Origin of the sequence: Pseudomonas sp. B8(2017), from assembly GCF_002113575.1 — a bacterium.
GTDB classification, from domain to species: Bacteria; Pseudomonadota; Gammaproteobacteria; order Pseudomonadales; family Pseudomonadaceae; genus Aquipseudomonas; species Aquipseudomonas putida_Z.
In genome coordinates, this window is sequence record NZ_NEIO01000013.1 from 65716 (window position 1) to 86314 (window position 20599).

At 65.6% G+C, this 20599-nt stretch carries 25 protein-coding genes and 1 riboswitch; of the genes, 14 read left to right on the forward strand and 11 right to left on the reverse strand.

The window, feature by feature from the left end:
- Nucleotides 1-39 precede the first annotated feature (39 nt).
- From CAG22_RS18415 to CAG22_RS18430, 4 genes are all read right to left on the reverse strand, one after another.
- Nucleotides 40-552, reverse strand: a complete 513-nt coding sequence (locus CAG22_RS18415) for a DUF3299 domain-containing protein (RefSeq protein ID WP_085705939.1) — start codon at nucleotides 550-552, stop codon at nucleotides 40-42.
- 126 nt (nucleotides 553-678) lie between these two features.
- Nucleotides 679-1944 (reverse strand): ABC transporter permease, encoded by a 1266-nt coding sequence (locus CAG22_RS18420; protein WP_085705899.1) that lies wholly within the window; start codon nucleotides 1942-1944, stop codon nucleotides 679-681.
- Nucleotides 1944-2654: an ABC transporter ATP-binding protein gene (locus tag CAG22_RS18425; protein WP_085693148.1), complete on the reverse strand. Its 711-nt coding sequence runs from the start codon at nucleotides 2652-2654 to the stop codon at nucleotides 1944-1946. Before CAG22_RS18425 ends, CAG22_RS18420 begins: the two co-directional genes overlap by 1 nt.
- Nucleotides 2655-3227 (reverse strand): DUF2796 domain-containing protein, encoded by a 573-nt coding sequence (locus tag CAG22_RS18430; protein WP_085693149.1) that lies wholly within the window; start codon nucleotides 3225-3227, stop codon nucleotides 2655-2657. It lies immediately after the preceding gene.
- A gap of 130 nt (nucleotides 3228-3357) precedes the next feature.
- Between CAG22_RS18430 and CAG22_RS18435 the strand changes: the two genes are divergently transcribed.
- Nucleotides 3358-3702 carry a hypothetical protein gene (locus tag CAG22_RS18435; RefSeq protein WP_075044453.1) on the forward strand — a complete coding sequence of 115 codons (345 nt, stop codon included), beginning with the start codon at nucleotides 3358-3360 and terminating at the stop codon, nucleotides 3700-3702.
- A gap of 138 nt (nucleotides 3703-3840) precedes the next feature.
- On the opposite strand, the gene trxA is transcribed toward CAG22_RS18435, so the two are convergent.
- From trxA to CAG22_RS18450, 3 genes are read right to left on the reverse strand one after another with little or no spacing between them, the layout of a single operon-like run.
- A complete protein-coding gene (gene trxA, locus CAG22_RS18440) occupies nucleotides 3841-4713 on the reverse strand; it encodes a thioredoxin (protein ID WP_085705900.1) in 873 nt (290 codons plus the stop codon).
- Between the two features lie 31 nt (nucleotides 4714-4744).
- On the reverse strand, nucleotides 4745-5416 hold the full coding sequence (locus CAG22_RS18445; protein WP_085705901.1) for a methyltransferase: 672 nt from the start codon (nucleotides 5414-5416) through the stop codon (nucleotides 4745-4747).
- A complete protein-coding gene (locus CAG22_RS18450; RefSeq protein ID WP_085705902.1) occupies nucleotides 5417-5869 on the reverse strand; it encodes a YbaY family lipoprotein in 453 nt (150 codons plus the stop codon).
- A gap of 106 nt (nucleotides 5870-5975) precedes the next feature.
- Between CAG22_RS18450 and nrdR the strand changes: the two genes are divergently transcribed.
- From nrdR to CAG22_RS18510, 12 genes are all read left to right on the forward strand, one after another.
- Nucleotides 5976-6440 (forward strand): transcriptional regulator NrdR, encoded by a 465-nt coding sequence (gene nrdR / locus CAG22_RS18455; RefSeq protein WP_003255402.1) that lies wholly within the window; start codon nucleotides 5976-5978, stop codon nucleotides 6438-6440.
- Nucleotides 6441-6442: 2 nt separating this feature from the next.
- Nucleotides 6443-7573, forward strand: coding sequence for a bifunctional diaminohydroxyphosphoribosylaminopyrimidine deaminase/5-amino-6-(5-phosphoribosylamino)uracil reductase RibD (gene ribD, locus CAG22_RS18460; protein WP_085705903.1), 1131 nt, complete (start codon nucleotides 6443-6445; stop codon nucleotides 7571-7573).
- Between the two features lie 42 nt (nucleotides 7574-7615).
- Nucleotides 7616-8281, forward strand: a complete 666-nt coding sequence (locus tag CAG22_RS18465) for a riboflavin synthase (RefSeq protein WP_085705904.1) — start codon at nucleotides 7616-7618, stop codon at nucleotides 8279-8281.
- Nucleotides 8282-8299: 18 nt separating this feature from the next.
- Entirely contained in the window at nucleotides 8300-9391 is a 1092-nt protein-coding gene (gene ribBA / locus CAG22_RS18470) for a bifunctional 3,4-dihydroxy-2-butanone-4-phosphate synthase/GTP cyclohydrolase II (protein WP_016484697.1), read from the forward strand.
- A 92-nt stretch (nucleotides 9392-9483) separates the two neighbouring features.
- The gene (gene ribE / locus CAG22_RS18475; RefSeq protein WP_003255395.1) at nucleotides 9484-9960 is read left to right on the forward strand and encodes a 6,7-dimethyl-8-ribityllumazine synthase; all 477 of its coding nucleotides are present in this window, start codon (nucleotides 9484-9486) and stop codon (nucleotides 9958-9960) included.
- The gene (gene nusB, locus CAG22_RS18480; RefSeq protein WP_003255393.1) at nucleotides 9957-10457 is read left to right on the forward strand and encodes a transcription antitermination factor NusB; all 501 of its coding nucleotides are present in this window, start codon (nucleotides 9957-9959) and stop codon (nucleotides 10455-10457) included. Before ribE ends, nusB begins: the two co-directional genes overlap by 4 nt.
- 18 nt (nucleotides 10458-10475) lie before the next feature.
- The gene (thiL, locus tag CAG22_RS18485) at nucleotides 10476-11444 is read left to right on the forward strand and encodes a thiamine-phosphate kinase (RefSeq protein WP_085705905.1); all 969 of its coding nucleotides are present in this window, start codon (nucleotides 10476-10478) and stop codon (nucleotides 11442-11444) included.
- A complete protein-coding gene (locus CAG22_RS18490; RefSeq protein ID WP_004376077.1) occupies nucleotides 11441-11944 on the forward strand; it encodes a phosphatidylglycerophosphatase A in 504 nt (167 codons plus the stop codon). Before thiL ends, CAG22_RS18490 begins: the two co-directional genes overlap by 4 nt.
- A gap of 16 nt (nucleotides 11945-11960) precedes the next feature.
- Complete coding sequence (locus CAG22_RS18495) at nucleotides 11961-12704, forward strand: ABC transporter substrate-binding protein (RefSeq protein ID WP_085705906.1); 744 nt, start codon at nucleotides 11961-11963, stop codon at nucleotides 12702-12704.
- Between the two features lie 264 nt (nucleotides 12705-12968).
- Complete coding sequence (ribA, locus tag CAG22_RS18500; RefSeq protein ID WP_003260612.1) at nucleotides 12969-13586, forward strand: GTP cyclohydrolase II; 618 nt, start codon at nucleotides 12969-12971, stop codon at nucleotides 13584-13586.
- The gene (locus CAG22_RS18505) at nucleotides 13583-14002 is read left to right on the forward strand and encodes an MFS transporter (protein ID WP_075044459.1); all 420 of its coding nucleotides are present in this window, start codon (nucleotides 13583-13585) and stop codon (nucleotides 14000-14002) included. The genes ribA and CAG22_RS18505 overlap by 4 nt, the downstream gene beginning before the upstream one ends.
- A complete protein-coding gene (locus CAG22_RS18510; RefSeq protein ID WP_085705907.1) occupies nucleotides 14002-14814 on the forward strand; it encodes a cobalamin-binding protein in 813 nt (270 codons plus the stop codon). Before CAG22_RS18505 ends, CAG22_RS18510 begins: the two co-directional genes overlap by 1 nt.
- A 115-nt stretch (nucleotides 14815-14929) precedes the next feature.
- Here CAG22_RS18510 and dxs read toward each other — a convergent pair whose 3' ends face one another.
- The 4 genes from dxs to ribB form a co-directional block, all read right to left on the reverse strand.
- Nucleotides 14930-16825: a 1-deoxy-D-xylulose-5-phosphate synthase gene (dxs, locus tag CAG22_RS18515; protein ID WP_085705908.1), complete on the reverse strand. Its 1896-nt coding sequence runs from the start codon at nucleotides 16823-16825 to the stop codon at nucleotides 14930-14932.
- A 208-nt stretch (nucleotides 16826-17033) separates the two neighbouring features.
- Entirely contained in the window at nucleotides 17034-17921 is an 888-nt protein-coding gene (gene ispA, locus CAG22_RS18520; protein WP_085705909.1) for a (2E,6E)-farnesyl diphosphate synthase, read from the reverse strand.
- Nucleotides 17918-18160: an exodeoxyribonuclease VII small subunit gene (locus CAG22_RS18525; RefSeq protein WP_003255380.1), complete on the reverse strand. Its 243-nt coding sequence runs from the start codon at nucleotides 18158-18160 to the stop codon at nucleotides 17918-17920. The genes ispA and CAG22_RS18525 overlap by 4 nt, the downstream gene beginning before the upstream one ends.
- A 197-nt stretch (nucleotides 18161-18357) precedes the next feature.
- Entirely contained in the window at nucleotides 18358-19008 is a 651-nt protein-coding gene (gene ribB, locus CAG22_RS18530) for a 3,4-dihydroxy-2-butanone-4-phosphate synthase (protein ID WP_025337529.1), read from the reverse strand.
- Nucleotides 19009-19088: 80 nt separating this feature from the next.
- Nucleotides 19089-19230, reverse strand: a riboswitch (FMN riboswitch).
- Nucleotides 19231-19321: 91 nt separating this feature from the next.
- Here ribB and CAG22_RS18535 point away from each other — a divergent pair.
- The gene (locus CAG22_RS18535) at nucleotides 19322-20527 is read left to right on the forward strand and encodes an RtcB family protein (RefSeq protein WP_085705910.1); all 1206 of its coding nucleotides are present in this window, start codon (nucleotides 19322-19324) and stop codon (nucleotides 20525-20527) included.
- The last annotated feature ends 72 nt before the right edge of the window (nucleotides 20528-20599 follow it).

Sequence of the window (20599 nt, forward strand, 5' to 3'; positions counted from 1 at the left end):
CCAGCTCAAAGAAGCGTCGTCACGAATTCGAAACAGTTCTCATCTCAGCTCATAAGCGTATATTTTCTCGGCTTCCATCTGGTAGCCGGCATCGGCCAGTTCGCTGCTGGAGGCTCTAACCTGCAGCTTTCCCTCGATCCAGTAGGGCTGGTAGAGGTCTTCTACGCGCACGCCCATTTCGCTGAAGATGTGCACGATCTGGTTCGAGGGTGGTGGTGGCACGTGAATGCACGCGCCGTAGTAGGGGACCAGCAGGAATTCGGTGGTGCGGCCTTCTTCGCTCACCTCCAGCGGCACGATGTAGCCGGGCAGTTTGATCTGCTGGCCGTCGAGGTTTTTTACCACCGGGGCGTCGGGTGCCTGCTGGCGCGCCGGTGGGGCGGACTCGGCGGACAGGGCGTTGCTGAGCTGCGACATGTCGTGCAGCGGCGCGAGTTGGGGCGGGATGACCGGGGCGCCTTCGGGGATGAGGGCGGGCCAGTCAAGTTCGCGGGGTTCCGAGGCCCACAGAGGCATCGCTACTGTCAGCAGCAGGATCAGCAGCGTATGCAGTGCTGGCCTCTTCGCGGGCATGCCCGCTCCCACAGGGTTCACCACAGGCTTCGAACCTTGTGAAAGCCCTGTGGGAGCGGGCGCGCCCGCGAAGAAGGCAGTGAGGTATTGGATCATTGCACGCCCTCAGAGGTGAATGGACAAGCCATCGGCCAACGACTGCCGATAGGCCCGCCACGCCGGCACGCTGCCCATCAACAGTGCAGCTCCCAGGATGATAGCCAGCAACGTCCATTCATGAGCGCTCGGCATGGCCAGCGGCAAATACAAACCATAGTTGGCTTGCACATACCCCTGCGCCAGGGCGATTCCCGCATACAGGAAGCCAAGCCCGGCAGCGATCCCGACCGCCGCCAGCGACAGTGCCTCCAGCACCAGAAGCCCTGCGATATGCCACGGCCTGGCGCCAACCGAGCGCAATATCGCCATCTCCCTGCGGCGTTCATTGAGGCTGGTGAGAATCGCCGTAAGCATGCCGATCAGGCCAGTCAGCACCACGAACAGCGACACCACGAACAACGCCTGCTCCGCGGTGCCCATCAGGCTCCACAGCTCCTGCAGGGCTACCCCGGGCAGGATCGCCAGCAACGGCTCGCTGCGGTATTCATTGATCTCCCGCTGCAGGCTGAATGTCGCGATCTTGCTGTTCAGGCCGAGCATGAACGCAGTGATGGCGGCAGGCTGCAGGTCCATGGTCCGTGCCTGCTCGGCGCTGATACGCCCGGCGCCACGGGCCGGTACACCGTTGTGCCAGTCGATGTGGATGGCTTCCATGCCGCCCAGGCTGATATGCAGCGTGCGGTCGACCGGCGTACCGGTGCGCTTGAGCACACCGACCACGGTGAATGGCTTGTCGTCGTGCTTGACCAGGCTGATCGCGGCCACGCCGTGGGCAAGCACCAGCTTGTCGCCCAGTTTGTAGTGCAATGCCTCGGCCACTTCGGCACCCAGCACCACCTCGAACGGATCATCGGCTAACGCGCGGCCCTGGCTCAATTCCAGGTGCTGGCGGCGGCCGTACTGGTAATGGCTGAAGTAGTCGCCGGTAGTGCCCATCACTCGATAACCACGGTGCGAGTCGCCCAGCGAGATGGGGATGACCCATTTCACCCGCGGGTCCTTGGCGTAGTGCTCATAGCTGTCCCAACGGATGTTGTTGGTGGCGTTGCCGATGCGGAACACCGAGTACAGCAGCAGGTTCACCGAGCCGGAGCGGGCGCCGACGATCAGGTCGGTACCGCTGATGGTGCTGGCGAAACTGGCCCGGGCTTCGGTACGGACCCGTTCAACGGCCAGCAGCAGGCACACCGACAGGGCGATGGCGAAGGCGGTGAGGAATGCGGTGAAGCGGCGGTTGGCCAGGCTGGCCAGGGCAAGGCGGAGCAGGTACATCAGGCCTCCCGGGGCTTGGCGGCACGGTTGAGTTCGGCCAGCGACAGGTGGCGGTCGAACAGCGGCGCCAGGCTCTGGTCGTGGCTGACGAACAGCAGGCTGGCACCGGCGGCGCGGCATTCATCGAACAGCAGGCGGATGAACGCTTCACGGGTGTCGGCATCCAGCGCCGAGGTCGGTTCGTCGGCGATCACCAGTTCGGGTTGGCCGATCAGTGCGCGGGCGGCAGCGACCCGTTGCTGCTGGCCGATCGACAGGCTGTCGGCGCGGCGGGCGAGCAGGGCGGGGTCGTCCAGGCCCAGGTGGGCCAGCAGCGTGCTGGCTGCCTGGTCGACACTGCCATGGCGTTGCTCGGCGCGGGCCTTGCGGTTGCGCGAGAAGCGGCAGGGCAGCTCGACGTTTTCGCGTACCGAGAGGAACGGCAGCAGGTTGAACTGCTGGAAGATATAACCGGTGTGGTCGACCCGGAAGCGGTCACGGGCGCCTTGGCCCAGGCGGCCGAGGTCCTGGCCGAGCAACTGGATGCGGCCCTGGCCCGGTACGTTCACCCCGCCCAGCAGGCCCAGCAATGTGGTCTTGCCACTGCCGCTGGGGCCCTTGAGAAACAGGGCTTCGCCAGCCTCCAGGCGGAATGCCGGAATATCCAGCAGCGCTGGCTGGCCGGGCCAGGCGAACACCAAGTCATGCAGTTCGATCAACGGCTGGCGCATTCAGAACGCGACCGCGGCCTTGGCCGGTGTGGTTTCCACGCCTTTCTGGCCATTGGGGCCGATCAGTTGAACGTTGATCTTCTGGGTGGCCGGGAAGGCCTTGAACAGCGGAGCGAGGTCCACCTGCATCAGTTTGTCGGGGTTGGCGCAGGTCAGTTGGTAATGGGCGCCGATGTCGCTGTGCTGGTGGTCGTGCTCGTCCCCATCGTCGTCTGCTTTCGGGGCATCACCGAACAGCGGGCTTTCGAGTTCCTGCTGGTCTTCCTTGCAGCCTGCGGCAGCGGGCAGGCCGAACAGCTTCAGTGGCTGCTCCAGCTGCTGGCGCACCGCCGCGACCTTGGCCTTGTCGGCGTCGCTGTTGGCGGCGTGTTCGAAGCCGACCAGGTTCATTGCCGGGCTGTCCAGCTCCAGCTCCAGGGTGTTGCCATCGAGCACGGCGTTGAGCTTGGCCACGCCATGCTCGTGGGCGCCGAGGGTGCCGTGGGCGTGGTCGTGATCATGGTCATCATCGTGGGCATGGGCCACGGCCAGGGGCAGCAGGGCGAAGGGCAGGGCGAGCAACAGGCGACGCATGGACGACTCCGGAGCGGGCGGGAAGATTGGGTTATGTTATAACAACTTTTCGGCGTGCTGCCAGCCTGCGTGGCGCAGGTTTCATGTTGGGGTAGGATGGTGGCATTGACTTGGGTTCAGGGAATGCAGCATGAGAATTCGTGGACAGATTGGTGACTGGCCTGTGGATCTGACCATCGAGCTGGCGCCTGAAGAGTGGGCGCAACTGGGGCGGCAGATCGAATTGCCCGCGGTGGCACAGACCGCAACAACGGAAACCGTGGCGACAACTCGTCAGGACGACGGGCAATGGACTGCGGCACGTGAGGTGTTGCGCTTGGCGGGGCAGATGAGCGGGCCGGAATTGCTGGATCGGCTGGAAGGGCTGGCCGGGAGTACGGCGGCGGGTAAACGGCTGCTGGTGCGCTTGCGGCATAGCAGTGAAGTCAAGGTGGAAAGTGGCGTGGACGCGCCGGTGTATCACTGGGTGGGATAAATCTGTATTGCCTGTGCTGGCCTCGTTCGCGGGCTTGCCCGCTCCCACAGGTATACCACCAGTATTGAGTTCAGTGCGTACCCTGTGGGAGCGGGCGTGCCCGCGAACGAGGGCAAAGCCCTCGCAATAGGCCTCAGGTCAGAACATCGCCGCCGACAACTTGCGACGATACACGCCGACCAGCGGGTGATCACCGCCCAGCAGCTCGAACACCTGCAGCAACGCTTTCTGCGGCAGCCCGTTCTCATAACCACGGTTACGCTGGAACAGCTTCAGCAACCCTTCCAGCGCCGCTTCATACTGCTGGCGCGCCAGCTGCTGGATGCTCAGCTGATAGGCCGCCTCGTCATCCTGAGGGTTCTGTGCCAGGCGGCTTTTCAGGTCGGCCACTTCCGGCAGGCTGGCAGCCTGGCGCAGGAAGGTCAGCTGGGCCTTGGCGCCGGCCAGCGCGGCCTTGTGCTCGTCGGTCTTGACCGCATCCAGCACCACCTGGGCTTCACCCAGCTCCCCGCGCTCGGCCAGGCAACGGGCATACAGGATCAGCGCCTCGGCATTGCTGTTGTCCTCACCTAGCAGTGCTTGCAACAGTGCTTCGGCCTCGGCAAAACGGCTTTCGGCAAACAGCCCCTTGGCCTGCTCCAGCGGCGAGGCGGTAGGCGCGGCAGGCAGTTGCACGTGCGGCTCAAGCATGGCGCGGATCGCCGATTCTGGCTGCGCACCGGCGAAGCCGTCCACCGGCTGGCCGTCCTTGAACAGCACCACGGTCGGCAGGCTGCGGATGCCGAACTGGGCAACCACCTGTTGCTCCACGTCACAGTTGATCTTGGCCAGCAGCAGCTCGCCCTGGTAACCCTCGGCGATCTTCGCCAGCAGTGGCATCAGTGCCTTGCACGGCGCGCACCACTCGGCCCAGAAGTCCACCAGCACCGGTTTGTGGAAGGAGTTCTCGATAACCAGTTGCTGGAAGGTGGCATCGGTAGCGTCGAAAATGTAAGGCGTGTCTTGGGTCATCGCGACTCTCGCAAACTCGTGGATAACACCACTATAAGGTGTCGCGGCTGGCGTGGTACAGGCTGACCCGGCGGAATTCGTGCGGCTCGGCCAGGTCCGGCAGGGTCAGCGCTTCCAGCACGCCCAGCTGCTGGTACAGCGGGTGGCTGAAGTCGCGTACCCGCGAGTCGGCCACCAGCGCCTGGCGCCCGCAGCCGAGGAAGGCATCCAGCAGCGGCAGGTTGGCGCGGTCGTACAGCACATCGGCAACCAGGATCAGATCGAAGCGGTCGTCTTCGGCGAAGAAATCGCTGCTGTAACCCAGTTCCACCCCGTTCAGCGCGGCATTCGCGCGGCAGGCATCGAGTGCCAGCGGGTCGAGGTCGCAGGCCACCACTTCCAGCGCACCGGCGCGGGCGGCGGCAATACCGGCGATACCGGAGCCGGCGCCAAAGTCCAGCACGCGCTTGCCGGCTACCCATTCCGGGTGCTCGGCCAGGTAACGGGCCATGGCCAGGCCGCTGGCCCAGCAGAAGCTCCAGTAGGGCGGTTCTTCAAGAATGCGCCGGGTCTCTTCGCTGCTGAAGGCGCGGTCCATGTTCTGGTCGTCGATCAGCCACAGCTTGAGGTCGCAGCCGGGCAGCGCGCTGACCACAAGACGCGCTTCGCCGATCAGGCCGCTGAGGGCCTGTTGCAGGGGCTGTTGTAGGGAGACTGGCGCCACTTACGGCGCCTTCTCGAAACGCAGCGGGCCGATGGCCTGGGTCTGGGCCTGGGTAATGCGCACCGGCGGCAGGTGCATGATCAGCTGGCCAGAGCTGCTGGCGCGGCCGCGCAGCTCGACCCGGGCACCGGCGGGGAAGGCCTCGGGGTTGAAGCGCAGCTGGTAAGGCAGGGCCTGGCCGGTGCCGGTCAGGTTGCTGCTGGCCAGCAGGCGTTGTGGGCGGTCACGTTCGTCGATGACCAGCAAGGCCAGCTCCACGTCGGCACCGGCCGGGATTGCCAGCAAGGTGCCGCTCAGCTCGCGCTGGTAGGCCGGCAGCGGGCCCAGCACTGCGGCCGGCCTGGCCGTGCGGGCTGGCGTGGGTGCCGGAGGGGTGTCGGGCTTCGGCCTGTCGCTGCCGCAGGCGGCGAGCAGGGCGGCGCAGCACAGCACGACGAGCGCTCGGTAGTGCATGGGGTAGTCCTTCACGGGCAGATTTCCCATGGATGTTAACCCCTTTGGCTTGTCTTGCCAGTGGGATGCGCTACCATGGCCCTCCCTTTTTTTGTTGCCTGCCACCATGCACTGTCCCTTTTGCGGTGCCAACGACACCAAGGTCATCGACTCTCGCCTCGTCGCCGAGGGCGAGCAGGTGCGCCGCCGCCGCGAATGCGTCGCCTGCGGCGAGCGCTTCACCACCTTCGAAACCGCCGAGCTGGTGCTGCCCCGGCTGATCAAGCAGGACGGCACGCGCCAACCCTTCGACGAAGAAAAACTGCGCGCCGGCATGCAGCGGGCACTGGAAAAACGCCCGGTCAGCGTCGAGCGCCTTGAAGCTGCGCTGGCGCATATCAAGAGCCGCCTGCGTGCCACCGGCGAGCGTGAAGTCAAATCGCTGGTGGTGGGTGAGATGGTCATGGCCGAGCTGCGCAAACTCGACGAAGTGGCCTATATCCGTTTTGCCTCGGTTTACCGCCGCTTCCAGGACCTCGACGAGTTCCGCGAAGAAATCGACCGCCTGGCTCGCGAGCCGGCTAAAGAGTGACCATGCCCAGCCAAGCTGCCATCCTCGACGCCCACTACATGGCCCGCGCGCTGGAGCTGGCGCGCAAGGGCCTGTACACCACTCACCCGAACCCGCGCGTGGGCTGCGTGATCGTGCGCGATGGCGAGGTGGTAGGCGAAGGCTGGCATGTGCGCGCCGGCGAGCCGCATGCCGAAGTGCATGCCCTGCGACAGGCTGGTGAGCGTGCCCGTGGTGCCTGTGCCTATGTCACCCTCGAGCCGTGCAGCCACCATGGCCGCACGCCGCCGTGCGCCGAAGCGCTGGTCAAGGCCGGGGTAGCGCGGGTGGTAGCCGCCATGCAGGACCCCAACCCGCAAGTGGCGGGGCAGGGCCTGCGGCGCCTGGCCGAGGCCGGTATCGAAGTGGCCAGCGGCGTGCTCGAGGCCGAGGCCCGCGCACTCAACCCCGGTTTCCTCAAACGCATGGAGCACGGCCTGCCGTTCGTTCGCGCCAAACTGGCCATGAGCCTGGATGGCCGCACCGCCATGGCCAGTGGCGAAAGCCAGTGGATCACCGGCCCGGCCGCCCGCTCGGCGGTGCAGCGCCTGCGCGCCCGCTCCAGCGTGGTACTGACCAGCGCCGCCAGCGTGTTGGCCGATAACGCGCGGATGACCGTGCGCGGCACCGAGCTGGGCCTGGATGCCGAAACCACCGCCCTGGCACTCAGCCGCACACCGCTGCGCGTGCTGGTCGATGGCCGCCTGCGCCTGCCGCTGGATGCACCGTTCTACCAGGCTGGCCCGGCGTTGGTGGTGACCGCTGTCGCAGATGACCCGCGCTATGCCGCTGCCGGCCACGAACTGCTCAGCCTGCCGGGTGACAATGGCCAGGTAGACCTGCCGGCGCTGCTGCAGGCCCTGGCAACCCGTGGCGTCAACGAAATCCTGCTGGAAGCCGGTGCCGGCCTGGTCGGCGCCTTCGCCCGGCAAGGCCTGATCGACGAGTACCAGTTGTTCGTCGCTGGCACTTTCCTCGGTTCCCAGGCCCGCCCGCTGCTGGACTGGCCACTGGACAAGATGAGCGAAGCGCCGCGGCTGAAAATTACCGAAATGCGCGCAGTGGGCGATGACTGGCGGGTCACGGCCATCCCCCTGCCGGCGCCCGGCGTATAATGCCAGGCTTGCCCCGCGCAAACCGTTTTTGAGGAAGACCCCATGTTCACCGGCATCATCGAATCCATCGGCACCATCCGCAGCCTGACCCCCAAGGGTGGCGACGTGCGCGTCTACGTCGAAACCGGCAAGCTCGACCTGGGTGACGTCAAGCTCGGCGACAGCATCGCCGTCAACGGCGTGTGCCTGACCGCCGTCGAACTGCCGGGTGACGGCTTCTGGGCCGACGTCAGCGTCGAAACCCTCAAGCGTACCGCCTTCATCGACCTCAAGAGCGGCAGCAAGGTCAACCTGGAAAAAGCCCTGACCCCCACCACCCGGCTGGGCGGGCACCTGGTCAGCGGCCACGTCGACGGGGTCGGCGAAATCATCTCGCGCAGCGATAACGCCCGCGCCATCCAGTTCCGCATGCGTGCACCGAAGGAACTGGCCAAGTACATCGCCCACAAGGGTTCGATCACCGTCGACGGCACCAGCCTGACGGTCAACGAGGTCAATGGCGCCGAGTTCGAGCTGACCATTGTCCCGCACACCCTGTCCGAAACCATCATGGCCGACTACCGTGCAGGGCGTCGGGTAAACCTTGAGGTCGACCTGCTGGCCCGCTACCTGGAGCGTCTGCTGCTGGGTGACAAGGCTGCCGAACCGAGCAAGGGCAGTGGCATTACCGAAAGCTTCCTGGCCGCCAACGGCTTCTTGAAATCCTGATTGAGAAGGGGGTGCCGCGTGGCGCTCAACAGCATCGAAGAACTGGTCGAAGACATCCGCCAGGGCAAAATGGTCATCCTCATGGATGACGAAGACCGCGAAAACGAGGGCGACATCATCATGGCAGCCGAGTGCTGCCTGCCCGAGCACATCAACTTCATGGCCAAGCACGCCCGTGGCCTGATCTGCATGCCGATGACCCGCGAGCGTTGCGAAACGCTGAAGCTGCCGCTGATGGCACCGCGCAACGGCTCGGGCTTCGGCACCAAGTTCACCGTGTCGATCGAAGCCGCCGAAGGTGTCACCACCGGCATCTCCGCCGCTGACCGCGCACGCACCGTGCAGGCAGCCGCTGCCAAGGACGCCAAGGCCGAAGACATCGTCAGCCCAGGCCACATCTTCCCGCTGATGGCCCAGCCTGGCGGTACCCTGGCCCGTGCCGGCCACACCGAGGCCGCGTGCGACCTGGCGCGCATGGCCGGTTTCGAGCCGAGCGGCGTGATCTGCGAAGTGATGAACGACGACGGCACCATGTCGCGCCGCGCCGAGCTGGAAGTGTTCGCCGCCGAGCACGGCCTGAAGATCGGCACCATCGCCGACCTGATCCACTACCGCATGATCCACGAGCGCACCGTGCAGCGCGTCTCCGAGCAACCGGTGGAGAGCGAGCTGGGCGAGTTCAACCTGGTCACCTACCGCGACGCGGTGGAAGGCGACGTGCACATGGCCCTTACCTTGGGCAAGATCTGCGCCGAAGAGCCGACCCTGGTGCGCGTGCACAACATGGACCCGCTGCGCGACCTGCTGCTGGTCAAGCAACCGGGCCGCTGGAGCCTGCGCGCCGCCATGGCCGCCGTGGCCGAGGCCGGCAGCGGCGTGGTATTGCTGCTGGGCCACCCGCTGGACGGCGACGTGCTGCTGGCGCACATCCGCGAAAGCGCGGGCGATGCACCCGCCAAGGCACCGACCACCTACAGCACCGTGGGTGCCGGTTCGCAGATCCTGCGTGACCTTGGTGTGCGCAAGATGCGCCTGATGAGTTCGCCGATGAAGTTCAACGCGATATCCGGATTCGATCTGGAAGTTGTAGAATACGTGCCCTCCGAGTGACTTGAGGCGGCAGTGACGCCCTCCAGCTCGAGTCCATACCCCTGTCGAGGCCGCCAGCATGCGGCCTCGCTCTTGAAGATGAGAATATCGGAATGACCCTGAAGACCATCGAAGGTACCTTCATCGCCCCCAAAGGTCGCTATGCTTTGGTGGTTGGCCGCTTCAACAGCTTCGTCGTCGAAAGCCTGGTAAGCGGTGCCGTTGACGCCCTGGTACGCCACGGTGTCAGCGAAAGCGACATCACCATCATCCGTGCCCCGGGTGCATTCGAAATCCCGCTGGTGGCACAGAAGGTCGCCCAGCAAGGCGCCTACGACGCGATCATCGCCCTGGGCGCCGTGATCCGTGGTGGTACCCCGCACTTCGAATACGTGGCGGGCGAATGCACCAAGGGCCTGGCCCAGGTGTCCATGGAGTTCGGTGTTCCGGTGGCCTTCGGCGTACTGACCGTCGACTCCATCGAACAGGCCATCGAGCGTTCCGGCACCAAGGCCGGCAACAAAGGTGCTGAAGCTGCCCTGTCCGCTCTGGAAATGGTCAGCCTGCTGGCGCAGTTGGAGGCCAAGTGATTAGCGACGAAAGCGATCGTTTCAACCCGCGCGATCCAAAACCTGCGGATGCCGGCAAGCCATCGAAGAGCGCCAAGCGCCGCGAAGCCCGCAAGCTCGCGACCCAGGCACTGTACCAGTGGCACATGGCGCAGCATTCGCTGAACGAGATCGAAGCGCAGTTCCGGGTCGATAACGATTTCACCGATGTCGACGGTGCCTATTTCCGCGAGATCCTGCATGGGGTCCCGGCAATCAAGGGCGAAATCGACAAAGCGTTGGTGCCGTGCATGACCATCGCACTGGAAGAGCTCGACCCGGTCGAGCTGGCCGTGCTGCGCCTGTCCACCTGGGAACTGATCAAGCGCGTTGACGTGCCGTACCGCGTAGTGATCAACGAAGGCGTGGAACTGGCCAAGGTCTTCGGCGCCACCGACGGCCACAAGTTCGTCAACGGCGTGCTGGACAAGCTCGCCCCGGCCCTGCGCGAAGCAGAAGTCAAGGCGAACAAGCGCTGATCCTGGCGCTTGCGGACCATGGGTGAGTTCGAGCTGATCAGCCATTACTTCGCCGCCGCGCCCTGTGCGCAAGGCGGTGAAGGCGTGGCCCTGGGCATCGGTGACGACTGCGCCCTGCTGAGCCTTCCCGCCGGCGAGCAACTGGCGGTGTCCACCGACACCCTGGTTGCCGGGGTGCATTTTCCGGCTGTGTGCGACCCCTGGTTGCTCGGCCAGCGCTCGCTGGCCGTGGCGGCCAGCGACCTGGCTGCCATGGGCGCCACCCCCATCGGTTTCACCCTTGCCCTGACCTTGCCCGAGGTCAGCACCGACTGGCTGCAAGCCTATGCCAGCGGCCTCAACCGCATGGCCGGCCACTGCCAGCTGAGCCTGATCGGTGGCGATACCACCCGTGGCCCCCTGAGTATCACCATGACCGTGTTCGGCCGGGTTCCGTCGGGGCAGGCGTTGCGCCGTGGCGGGGCTCGCCCGGGCGACTTGCTGTGCGTGGGCGGTGAGCTGGGCAATGCGGCGGGTGCCTTGCCGCTGGTGCTGGGCCAGCGCCAGGCCGATGCCGCGCTGGCGCAGCCGTTGCTCGACCATTACTGGTCGCCATCGCCACAGTTCGCCCTGGGCCAACTGCTGCGCGGGCGTGCCACCTCGGCGCTGGATATTTCCGACGGCTTGCTGGCCGACTGCGGGCATATCGCCAAGGCCTCCCGTGTGGCGCTCGAGGTGAACCTGGAGCAGGTACCGGTGTCAGCCGCTCTGCAGGGGTTCCTCGGCGCCGAGGCGGCCGTGCAGGCGGCGCTGGCCGGTGGCGACGACTATGTGCTGGCGTTCACCTTGCCGCCAGCCGAGCTTTCATCCCTGCAGGCACAAGGCCTGGCTGCGTTCCATGTCATCGGGCGGGTGCTCGAAGGGCAGGGTGTCAGCCTGCGCGACCAGCAGGGCCAGGACATCACCCCGCGGCAACGCGGCTATCAACATTTTAGGGAGACACCGTGACCGATCACCCCAACCAGGTGCCTGCGGAGTTCGTTCCGCCTTCGGTCTGGCGCAACCCGTGGCACTTCATCGCCTTCGGTTTCGGTTCCGGCACCTTGCCCAAGGCGCCGGGCACCTGGGGCTCGCTGGTGGCCATACCGTTCATCCCGCTGTGGCAGATGCTGCCCGACTGGGGCTATTGGCTGTTGCTGGGCGTGAGCATGCTGTTCGGCTTCTGGCTCTGCGGCAAGGTCGCCAATGACTTGCGCGTGCACGACCATGAAGGCATTGTCTGGGACGAGATCGTCGGCATGTGGATAACCCTCTGGCTGGTGCCGGAAGGCTGGCAGTGGCTGCTGGCGGGGTTCCTGATGTTCCGCTTCTTCGACATCCTCAAGCCGTGGCCGATCCGCTGGGTCGACCGTCATGTACATGGGGGTGTCGGGATCATGCTCGACGATATCCTGGCCGGCGTGTTTGCCTGGCTGGGGATGCAGGTTCTGGTGTGGGCGGTTGCCTGATACAGGGAGCGTGTGAATGGCCATGAGGACGGTGCTGCTGGCAATGCTGCTGAGCCTTGCCCCGTGGGCGGCGGCTGCCGAAGGTATGCCGAAGCAGATCCACCTGGTCAGCGAAGAGTGGCTCGACTACACCAACGCCGACGGCACCGGGGTGGCCTGGGACGTGCTGCGCAAGGTGTTCGAGCCGGCCGGGGTCAAGGTGGTGACCCAGAGTGCGCCTTACAGCCGTGCGATCGGGCTGGTCAAGCGTGGCGAGGCTGACGCCTGGGTAGGCTCGTACAAGGACGAGAACGACGACAACCTGTACCCGCGCTGGCACTTCGACATGGACCACATCTACGCCCTGGGGCTGGTCAGCAAGCCTGTGCCTACCCAGCAGACCATAGGCCATTACCGCCTGGCCTGGGTGCGAGGCTACGACTTCGGCAGCTACCTGCCCAATGTGCATGACTTTCGCGAAGTCCAGCGCCGCGAAGGCATTTTGCCGATGCTCGAGCATGACCGCGTGGACTACTACATCGATGCGCTGACCGAGATCGACTACGTGCTCGGCCAGACCTCCTACCCCGAGCGCTTCCGCCGCACCCATGTGGCCGAGCTGCCGCTGTACCTGGCCTTTGCCCGCAACGACCAGGCCAAGGCCCTGCGCGACCTGTTCGACAAGCGCATGGCCGAGCTGGTGCGCAGTGGCGAGCTGAAGCCGATCTTCGAGCACTGGCAACAGCCGTATCCGTTCAGCCCGAATAGCAAACCGCATTGAGGCGCAGAGCACCAAGGCCTGTGCGGTCCCTGTGGGAGCGGGTTTACCCGCGAACACCGGCGAAGCCGGTGCCAGGCGCCGCGTTACCTTCTTCGCGGGTAAACCCGCTCCCACAGAAGCCCGCGTAGGGGGCAGGGTTGATCGATGGCCTAATAAGCATCGAACTTTTCGATCTTAAGCCACGGTATTCAGCCAGCCCACATCCCCCAACCTGCTGATACAATCGGCCCACGAGAAATTTTCAACTTATTCCAGGAGCACAACGTGCCCGTCGTCTTTGTTGCCGCCTCTAAACTCCCGACTCCCTTCGCGACCTTCACCATGCATGGCTTCCTCGACGAAGCCACTGGCCGTGAGCACGTGGTGCTCAGCCTGGGTGACATCGCGGACGGCCAGCCGGTGCTGGGGCGCCTGCACTCCGAGTGCCTGACCGGCGATGCCCTGTTCAGCCAGCGCTGCGACTGCGGCTCGCAGCTGGAAGCCGCGCTGCAGGCCATCGCCCGTGAAGGCCGTGGCGTGCTGCTGTACCTGCGTCAGGAAGGCCGTGGCATCGGCCTGCTGAACAAGATTCGAGCCTACGAGCTGCAGGATGGTGGCGCCGATACCGTCGAGGCCAACGAGCGCCTGGGCTTTGCCGCCGACCAGCGCGACTACGCCATGTGCCTGCCGATGCTGGAGCACCTGGGCGTGAAGTCGCTGCGCCTGATGACCAACAACCCGCGCAAGGTCAAAGCCCTGACCGACATGAACATCGTCGTCGCCGAGCGCGTACCGCTGCACACCGGGCACAATCCGCACAACCGCTACTACCTGGCAACCAAGGCCGGCAAGCTGGGCCACATGCTGGGTAACGAGCACCAGGGCGAGGTGCCTCAGGCGTGACCCGCGCCGAGGTCAAGCGGCGCCTGGCGCTGGCCTGGTGGCAGTACCTGGCGGTGGGCCTGGTGCCGCTGCCAGTGATGGCCTGGGCCTTCGGTGGTGGTGATGCGCTGGCCTCGGTGCTGGCCATGCCACTGTTCATTGCCGGCGCGGCGACCATGTTCCTCAGCCTGCCGCGCTTCGGTGCCTACAAGCGCGCCCTCATCGCCACGTCCAAGGTGCTCGGCACTGGCGAAGAGCCTGCCGCTTGGATCGAGCTGGCGCGGGTGCGGCGCCTGGCCATGCTGTATGCCTGCTTCCCGGCCTGGGTCGCCGCCTTGTCGGTGCTGGTCGGCCTCGAGGCGGTGCCGCAGATCCTGCTGGCGTTGTCCACCGCAGTGGTGCTGTACCTCTATCGCATTCCACGCCAGCTCGGCTGATGCGCCTGCTGCCCGGCCTGCTGGCGCTGTTCGTCTGTTCCGCACTGGCCGCCGAACCCCTGCGGGTGGTCAGCCTGGCCCCGTCGATGAGCGAGATCATGCTCGAACTGCAGGCCGATGACCTGCTGGTAGGTGTGCTCGACGGTGGCGAACGGCCGGCGGCGCTGCGCGCGCTGCCCTCGGTGGGGCGCCAGGGGCAGCTGGACCTCGAACGCTTGCTCAGCCTTCGCCCCGACCTGTTGCTGCTGTGGCCGGGCAGCGTGTCGCCGGCCCAACGTGGCCAGCTCAAGCGCCTGGGCATCGCAACGTACAGCGCAGAACCCCATGACATCGACCAGCTGATCGAGCAGATCGAAGCCATCGCCGAACGTATCGGCCGTGCCGAACAGGGCCATCGGTATGCCCAGGCCCTGCGTGACCGGCTGCGGCAGCTGCGCCAGCAGTATCGACGGGACGAGCCCCTGCAGGTGTTCTACCAGGTCTGGGACCGACCGCTGTATACGCTCGGTGGCCGGCAGGTGGTCAGCGATGCCCTGGCCGTTTGCGGCGCGCGTAATGTCTTCGCCGATCTCACCCAGCCGGCGCCGCAGGTAAATGTGGAGTCTGTGCTGCTGCGCAACCCGCAGGTCATTCTGGCGGGTGATGAGGCGCAGCTGGAGAGTTGGAAGGCCTGGCCGCAACTGCGTGCGGTTGCCGATGATCGTTTACTGGTGGTGCCAGACAAAGGCCTGGAGCGGCCTAGTGGGCAGATGATCGAAGCTACGGCGCGCTTGTGTGCGCTGCTCGAGGCTAACGCGCCAACGCCCAAGTGAGCTTTTGCGAGGGCTGCGCCCTCGATCGCGACGCAAGGCCGCTCCTACAAAGAACTGCGCGGTCCGTGTAGGAGCGGCCTTGTGTCGCGATGGGCCGCAAAGCGGCCCCAAAAAATCAAAGCCCGAGCCTGGCCATGCGGGCCTTCACCGAAGCCCCGATCCCGGCCGCATCAAGCCCACACTCAGCCAGCATCTGCGCAGGCTTGGCATGCTCGACATAGATGTCCGGCAACCCCAGGTGCAGCAGCGGTTTCACGATCGCCTGGCTGGCCAGGAACTCACCCACAGCCGCACCGGCACCGCCCATGATGGCGTTTTCTTCGATGGTCACCAGCAGTTCATGGTTTTCGGCCAGTTCCAGCACCAGTGCCTCGTCCAGCGGTTTGACGAAGCGCATGTCGACCACGGTAGCGTTGATCTGCTCAGCCACTTGCATGGCCTCGGCCAGTTGCACGCCGAACACCAGCAAGGCGACTTTTTCGCCCTGGCGACGGACCACGCCCTTGCCGATTTCCAGCGGTTCCAGGTCACCACTGATCGGCGCGTTCGGGCCGGTGCCACGCGGGTAGCGCACAGCCGCCGGGCCGTTGTACAGGTGGCCGGTGCTGAGCATCTTGCGCAGCTCGTTCTCGTCGCTTGGGGTCATCACCAGCATGCCCGGGATGCAGCGCAGGTACGACAGATCGTAGCTGCCCGCATGGGTCGGGCCGTCTTCGCCGACCAGGCCGGCGCGGTCGATGGCGAACAGCACGTCGAGGTTCTGTACCGCCACGTCGTGGATCAGCTGGTCGTAGGCGCGCTGCAGGAAGGTAGAGTAGATCGCCACCACCGGCTTGCTGCCCTCGCAAGCCATGCCGGCCGCCAGGGTCACGGCATGCTGCTCGGCGATCGCCACGTCGAAGTAACGCTCCGGGTAGCGCTCGCTGAACTCGACCAGGTCGGAGCCTTCCTTCATCGCCGGGGTAATGCCCACCAGGCGGTTGTCGGCGGCAGCCATGTCGCACAGCCACTGGCCGAACACCGCGGAATATTTCGGGCCGCTGGCTTTCTTCGGTGCGGCGGGTTTGTCGGCCGGCTCCAGCTTGGTGATGGCGTGGTAGCCGATCGGGTCGATCTCGGCCGGGGCGAAGCCCTTGCCCTTCTTGGTCACCACGTGCAGGAACTGCGGGCCCTTGAGGTCACGCATGTTGCGCAGGGTGGCGATCATGGTCGGCAGGTCGTGCCCGTCGATCGGGCCGATGTAGTTCCAGCCCAGTTCTTCGAACAGCGTGCCCGGCACCAGCATGCCTTTGGCGTACTCCTCGGTGCGGCGGGCGATTTCCCAGGCGCCCGGCAGGCGCGACAGCACTTTCTTGCTGCCTTCGCGCATGCTCGCGTAGGTGCGGCTGGAGAGGATCTTGGCCAGGTAGTTGGACAGGCCGCCGACATTGCGCGAAATCGACATGTCGTTGTCGTTGAGGATCACCAGCATGTCGGCGTTGACTTCCTGGGCGTGGTTCAACGCCTCGAAGGCCATGCCGGCGGTCAGCGCGCCGTCGCCGATCACCGCGATCGACTTGCGGTTGCTGTTCTGCAGGCGGGCGGCAATGGCCATGCCCAGTGCGGCGCTGATCGAGGTGCTGGAGTGGCCGACGCCGAAGGTGTCGTACTCGCTCTCGCTGCGGCGCGGGAAGGCGGCGATGCCGTCCTTCTGGCGCAGGCTGAGCATGCGGTTACGGCGCCCGGTGAGGATCTTGTGCGGGTAGGCCTGGTGGCCCACGTCCCACACCAGCCGGTCGTCGGGGGTGTCGAAGACGTAGTGCAGGGCGATGGTCAGCTCGATGACACCCAGGCCGGCACCAAAATGCCCACCGGTCTGACCCACGGTGTAGAGCAGTTCCTGGCGCAGTTCGTCGGCCAGGGTCTCCAGGTCGGCTTCGGCCAGCCGGCGCAGGCCGGCAGGCGTGTCAGCGCGGTCGAGCAACGGCGTGACCGGGCGTTCGCGGGGGATCTCTTGAAACGTCGTGGGCATCAGGCGAGTCGTTATAGGTGTGTGAAGACGCGGCAGTTTACCCCATTGTAGGAAATACTGCCCATTCAGACGGGTGTAGCATCGGGGCTGCTTTGCAGCCTATCGCCGGCAAGCCAGCTCCCACAGGTTGTTCACAATGCTCAAGGCCTGTGGGGGCTCTGTGGGAGCTGGCTTGCCGGCGATGGGCCGCACAGCGGCCCCAATCAAATCAGTTGCGACGTTCGACGATGTAGCGTGCCAGCGCTCGCAGCGGCTCGGCCTTGTCGTCGAACCCACTCAGTGCGACCAGCGCCTGGTCGCGCAGTTCGATCGCATAGGCCTTGGCCGCTTCCAGGCCCAGCAGTGCCGGGTAGGTCGGTTTGTCACGGGCGATATCGGCCCCCTGGCGTTTGCCCAGGGTGGCGGTGTCGCTTTCCACGTCGAGGATGTCGTCCTGCACCTGGAACGCCAGGCCGATGGCCTGTGCATAGGTCTGCAGGGCATCCAGTTGCGCCTGTTCGGCGCGGGCGCTGGCCAGGGCGCCGAGGCGCACGCTGGCTTCGATCAGCGCACCGGTCTTGTGCCGGTGCATGAACTCCAGGGCCTGCTGGTCCAGCTTCAGGCCAACCGCGCCCAGGTCGATGGCCTGGCCACCGACCATGCCTGCCGGGCCGGCAGCCTTGGCCAGGGCCTGGACCATGGCCAGGCGAATGCTGTCGGCCTGCGGGCTCAGGCGCGGGTCGAGCAGGGCGCTGAAGGCCAGGCTCTGCAAACCGTCGCCGGCGAGGATCGCGCAGGCTTCATCGAAGGCTTTGTGGGTGGTCGGCTGGCCGCGGCGCAGGTCGTCGTCATCCATGGCCGGCAGGTCGTCATGCACCAGCGAGTACGCGTGGATCAGTTCCACCGCACAGGCTGCGCCGTTGGCCTGTTCGGCCGGGGCGCCCAAGGCTTCGCAGGCCGCGTAGGCCAGCAGCGGACGAACGCGTTTGCCGCCGTTCATCACGCTGTAGCGCATGGCGGCGTAAAGGCGTTCGAGTTCCTTGGTCGGGGCGACGAACAACGGTTCGAGGGCGGCGTCGACCCGCGCCTGGCAGCTGGCCTGGTAGGTGCCGATCATGCTTCCGGCTCCGCGTCGAAGGGCTGTGCTGCCAGTTCGCCATCGCGTTCCAGCAGGATCTGCACCTTCTGTTCGGCCTGGGCCAGGGCGCCCTGGCAATCGCGGGTCAGGGCGATGCCTTGCTCGAAGGCGGCCAGCGACTCTTCCAGCGACAACTCGCCGTTCTCCAGGCGCTCGACCAGTGCTTGCAGGTCTGCGAGGGATTGCTCGAAATCGAGGGAGGCTTTTTTGCGGGCCATGGCGACTGTCTCGGTGGCATTCAGAACGGCGCGACACTAGCAGAGCGGGGCGGGGGGAGCAAACTTCAGGGGCAACGCTGTTGGTTTCAAGGGCCCTTTCGCGGGCTTGCCCGCTCCCACAGGTGCACCACAGGTCTTGAAGACTGTGATGTACCTGTGGGAGCGGGCAAGCCCGCGAATGGCCCCAAGGTGGCCTGTCAGGCTGGCTCTGCTTCCAGCTCCAGCATGGCCTCACGGTACCGCGCCAGTTCCTCGATGGTCAGCACCGGCAGATTGTATTGCCGCGCATACACCGCCACCTGTTCGCCACGGGCCATCGTGCCATCGGGGTTCATCAGTTCGCACAGTACTGCCGCCGGTCGCAATCCGGCCAGGCGTGCCAGGTCTACGGAGCCTTCGGTGTGGCCACGGCGGGTCAGCACCCCGCCATTGCGGGCGCGCAGCGGGAACACATGCCCCGGGCTGACGATATGGCGCTGGTCCGCAGTGGAGCGCAGTGCCGCGCCAATGGTGGTGATGCGGTCCTGGGCGGACACCCCGGTGGTAATGCCTTCCGCCGCCTCGATGGTGACGGTGAAGCCGGTGCCATGGCGGGCCTGGTTGTTCTGCACCATCGGTGCCAGTTGCAGTTCGTCGACGGTGGCCTCGTCCAGGCACAGGCAGACGATGCCGCTGCAATCGCGAATCATCATGGCCATGGTCTGCAGCGAGATGTTCTCGGCGGCGGCGATGATGTCCGCTTCGTCCTCGCGGTCGTCGTCGTCGAGCAGCAGCACAGGGCGCCCGGCCTGGAAGGCGGCGATGGCGGCGCTGACATTGGGGAATTGCGGGTGGTGCCTGGTGGACATGAAACGCTCCTCGTGAATGATCGATGAACGTCTCGGGGCGAACAAAATGCGCGCGCAGGGGCGCCCGGATGGCCCCTGCCTGACGCCTTCTTTCATCCGGACTATGACCGTCGGCTCTGGAGTCTCACCAGATCTGCTGACCCCCGGCATGGCCGGGGCGCTCGCGGGCTCATCTTTCGATTTACCGCCGGTGGGGACTTTCACCCCGCCCTGAAGACCCGCCAAGCATACAGCACATTGCCACCCCGCTGGCAACCCACGGCTCTACGACCTTTGGCGGTATCATTCGGCTATGCATTCGAGGAACAGCCCCATGGACATTCTCCAGGTCGCCGGCGGCAAGCCGGTCAAGTTGTGGACCGACGGCGTACCGGTGGAAGACGACGCCCGCAAGCAACTGCTCAACACGGCCAGGATGCCGTTCATCTTCAAGCACCTGGCAGTGATGCCGGACGTGCACCTGGGCAAGGGCTCGACCATCGGCAGCGTCATTCCCACGGTTGGCGCGATCATCCCCGCCGCGGTGGGGGTGGATATCGGCTGCGGCATGATCGCCGCGCGCACGTCGCTGCACGCCCGCGACCTGCCGGACAACCTGCATGGCCTGCGCAATGCCATCGAGCACGCCGTGCCGCATGGCAAGACCTTCGGCAAGCATGACCAGGGCGCCTGGGCCGATGTGCCAGCCAAGGCGGACAAGGCCTGGGGGCAGTTGGCCGGGCGCTTCAAGGCCATCACCGACAAGTACCCGCGCTTGGAGAAGACCAATAACCGCCATCACCTGGGGACGCTGGGCGGCGGCAACCACTTCATCGAGGTGTGCCTGGACGAGGCCGACCGCGTCTGGTTCATGCTGCACAGCGGCTCCCGGGGCGTGGGCAATGCCATCGGCAACCTGTTCATCGAACTGGCCCAGGCCGACATGCGCCAGCACCTGGCCAACCTGCCGGACAAGGACCTGGCGTATTTCGAGGAAGGCAGCCGCCATTTCGCCGACTACGTCGAAGCGGTGGAGTGGGCGCAGGATTACGCCAGGCAGAACCGCGAACTGATGATGCTGGCGGTGGTCGGTGCGGCTCGCAAGGCGCTGGGCAAACCGTTCGAGGCCAGCCTGGAAGCGGTGAACTGCCACCATAACTATGTGCAGCGCGAGCAGCATTTTGGCCGAGAGGTGCTGGTGACGCGCAAGGGGGCGGTGTCGGCGCAGAAAGGGCAGTTGGGCATCATTCCCGGCTCGATGGGGGCCAAGAGCTTCATCGTGCGAGGGCTGGGCAACGAGGAATCTTTCTGTTCCTGCAGCCATGGTGCCGGCCGGGTGATGAGCCGGACCAAGGCCAAGAGCCGTTTTACCGTGGAAGACCAGCGGCGGGCCACGGCGCATGTGGAATGCCGCAAGGACAAGGAGGTGATCGACGAGATCCCCATGGCCTACAAGGACATCGATGCGGTGATGCGCGCGCAGCAGGAATTGGTGGAGGTGGTGCACACCTTGCGGCAGGTGGTGTGTGTGAAGGGCTGACGGGGTGCTGCCTGTGCCGGCCTCTTCGCGGGTAAACCCGCTCCCACAGGGATCGAGTGAACCTATGGGGCA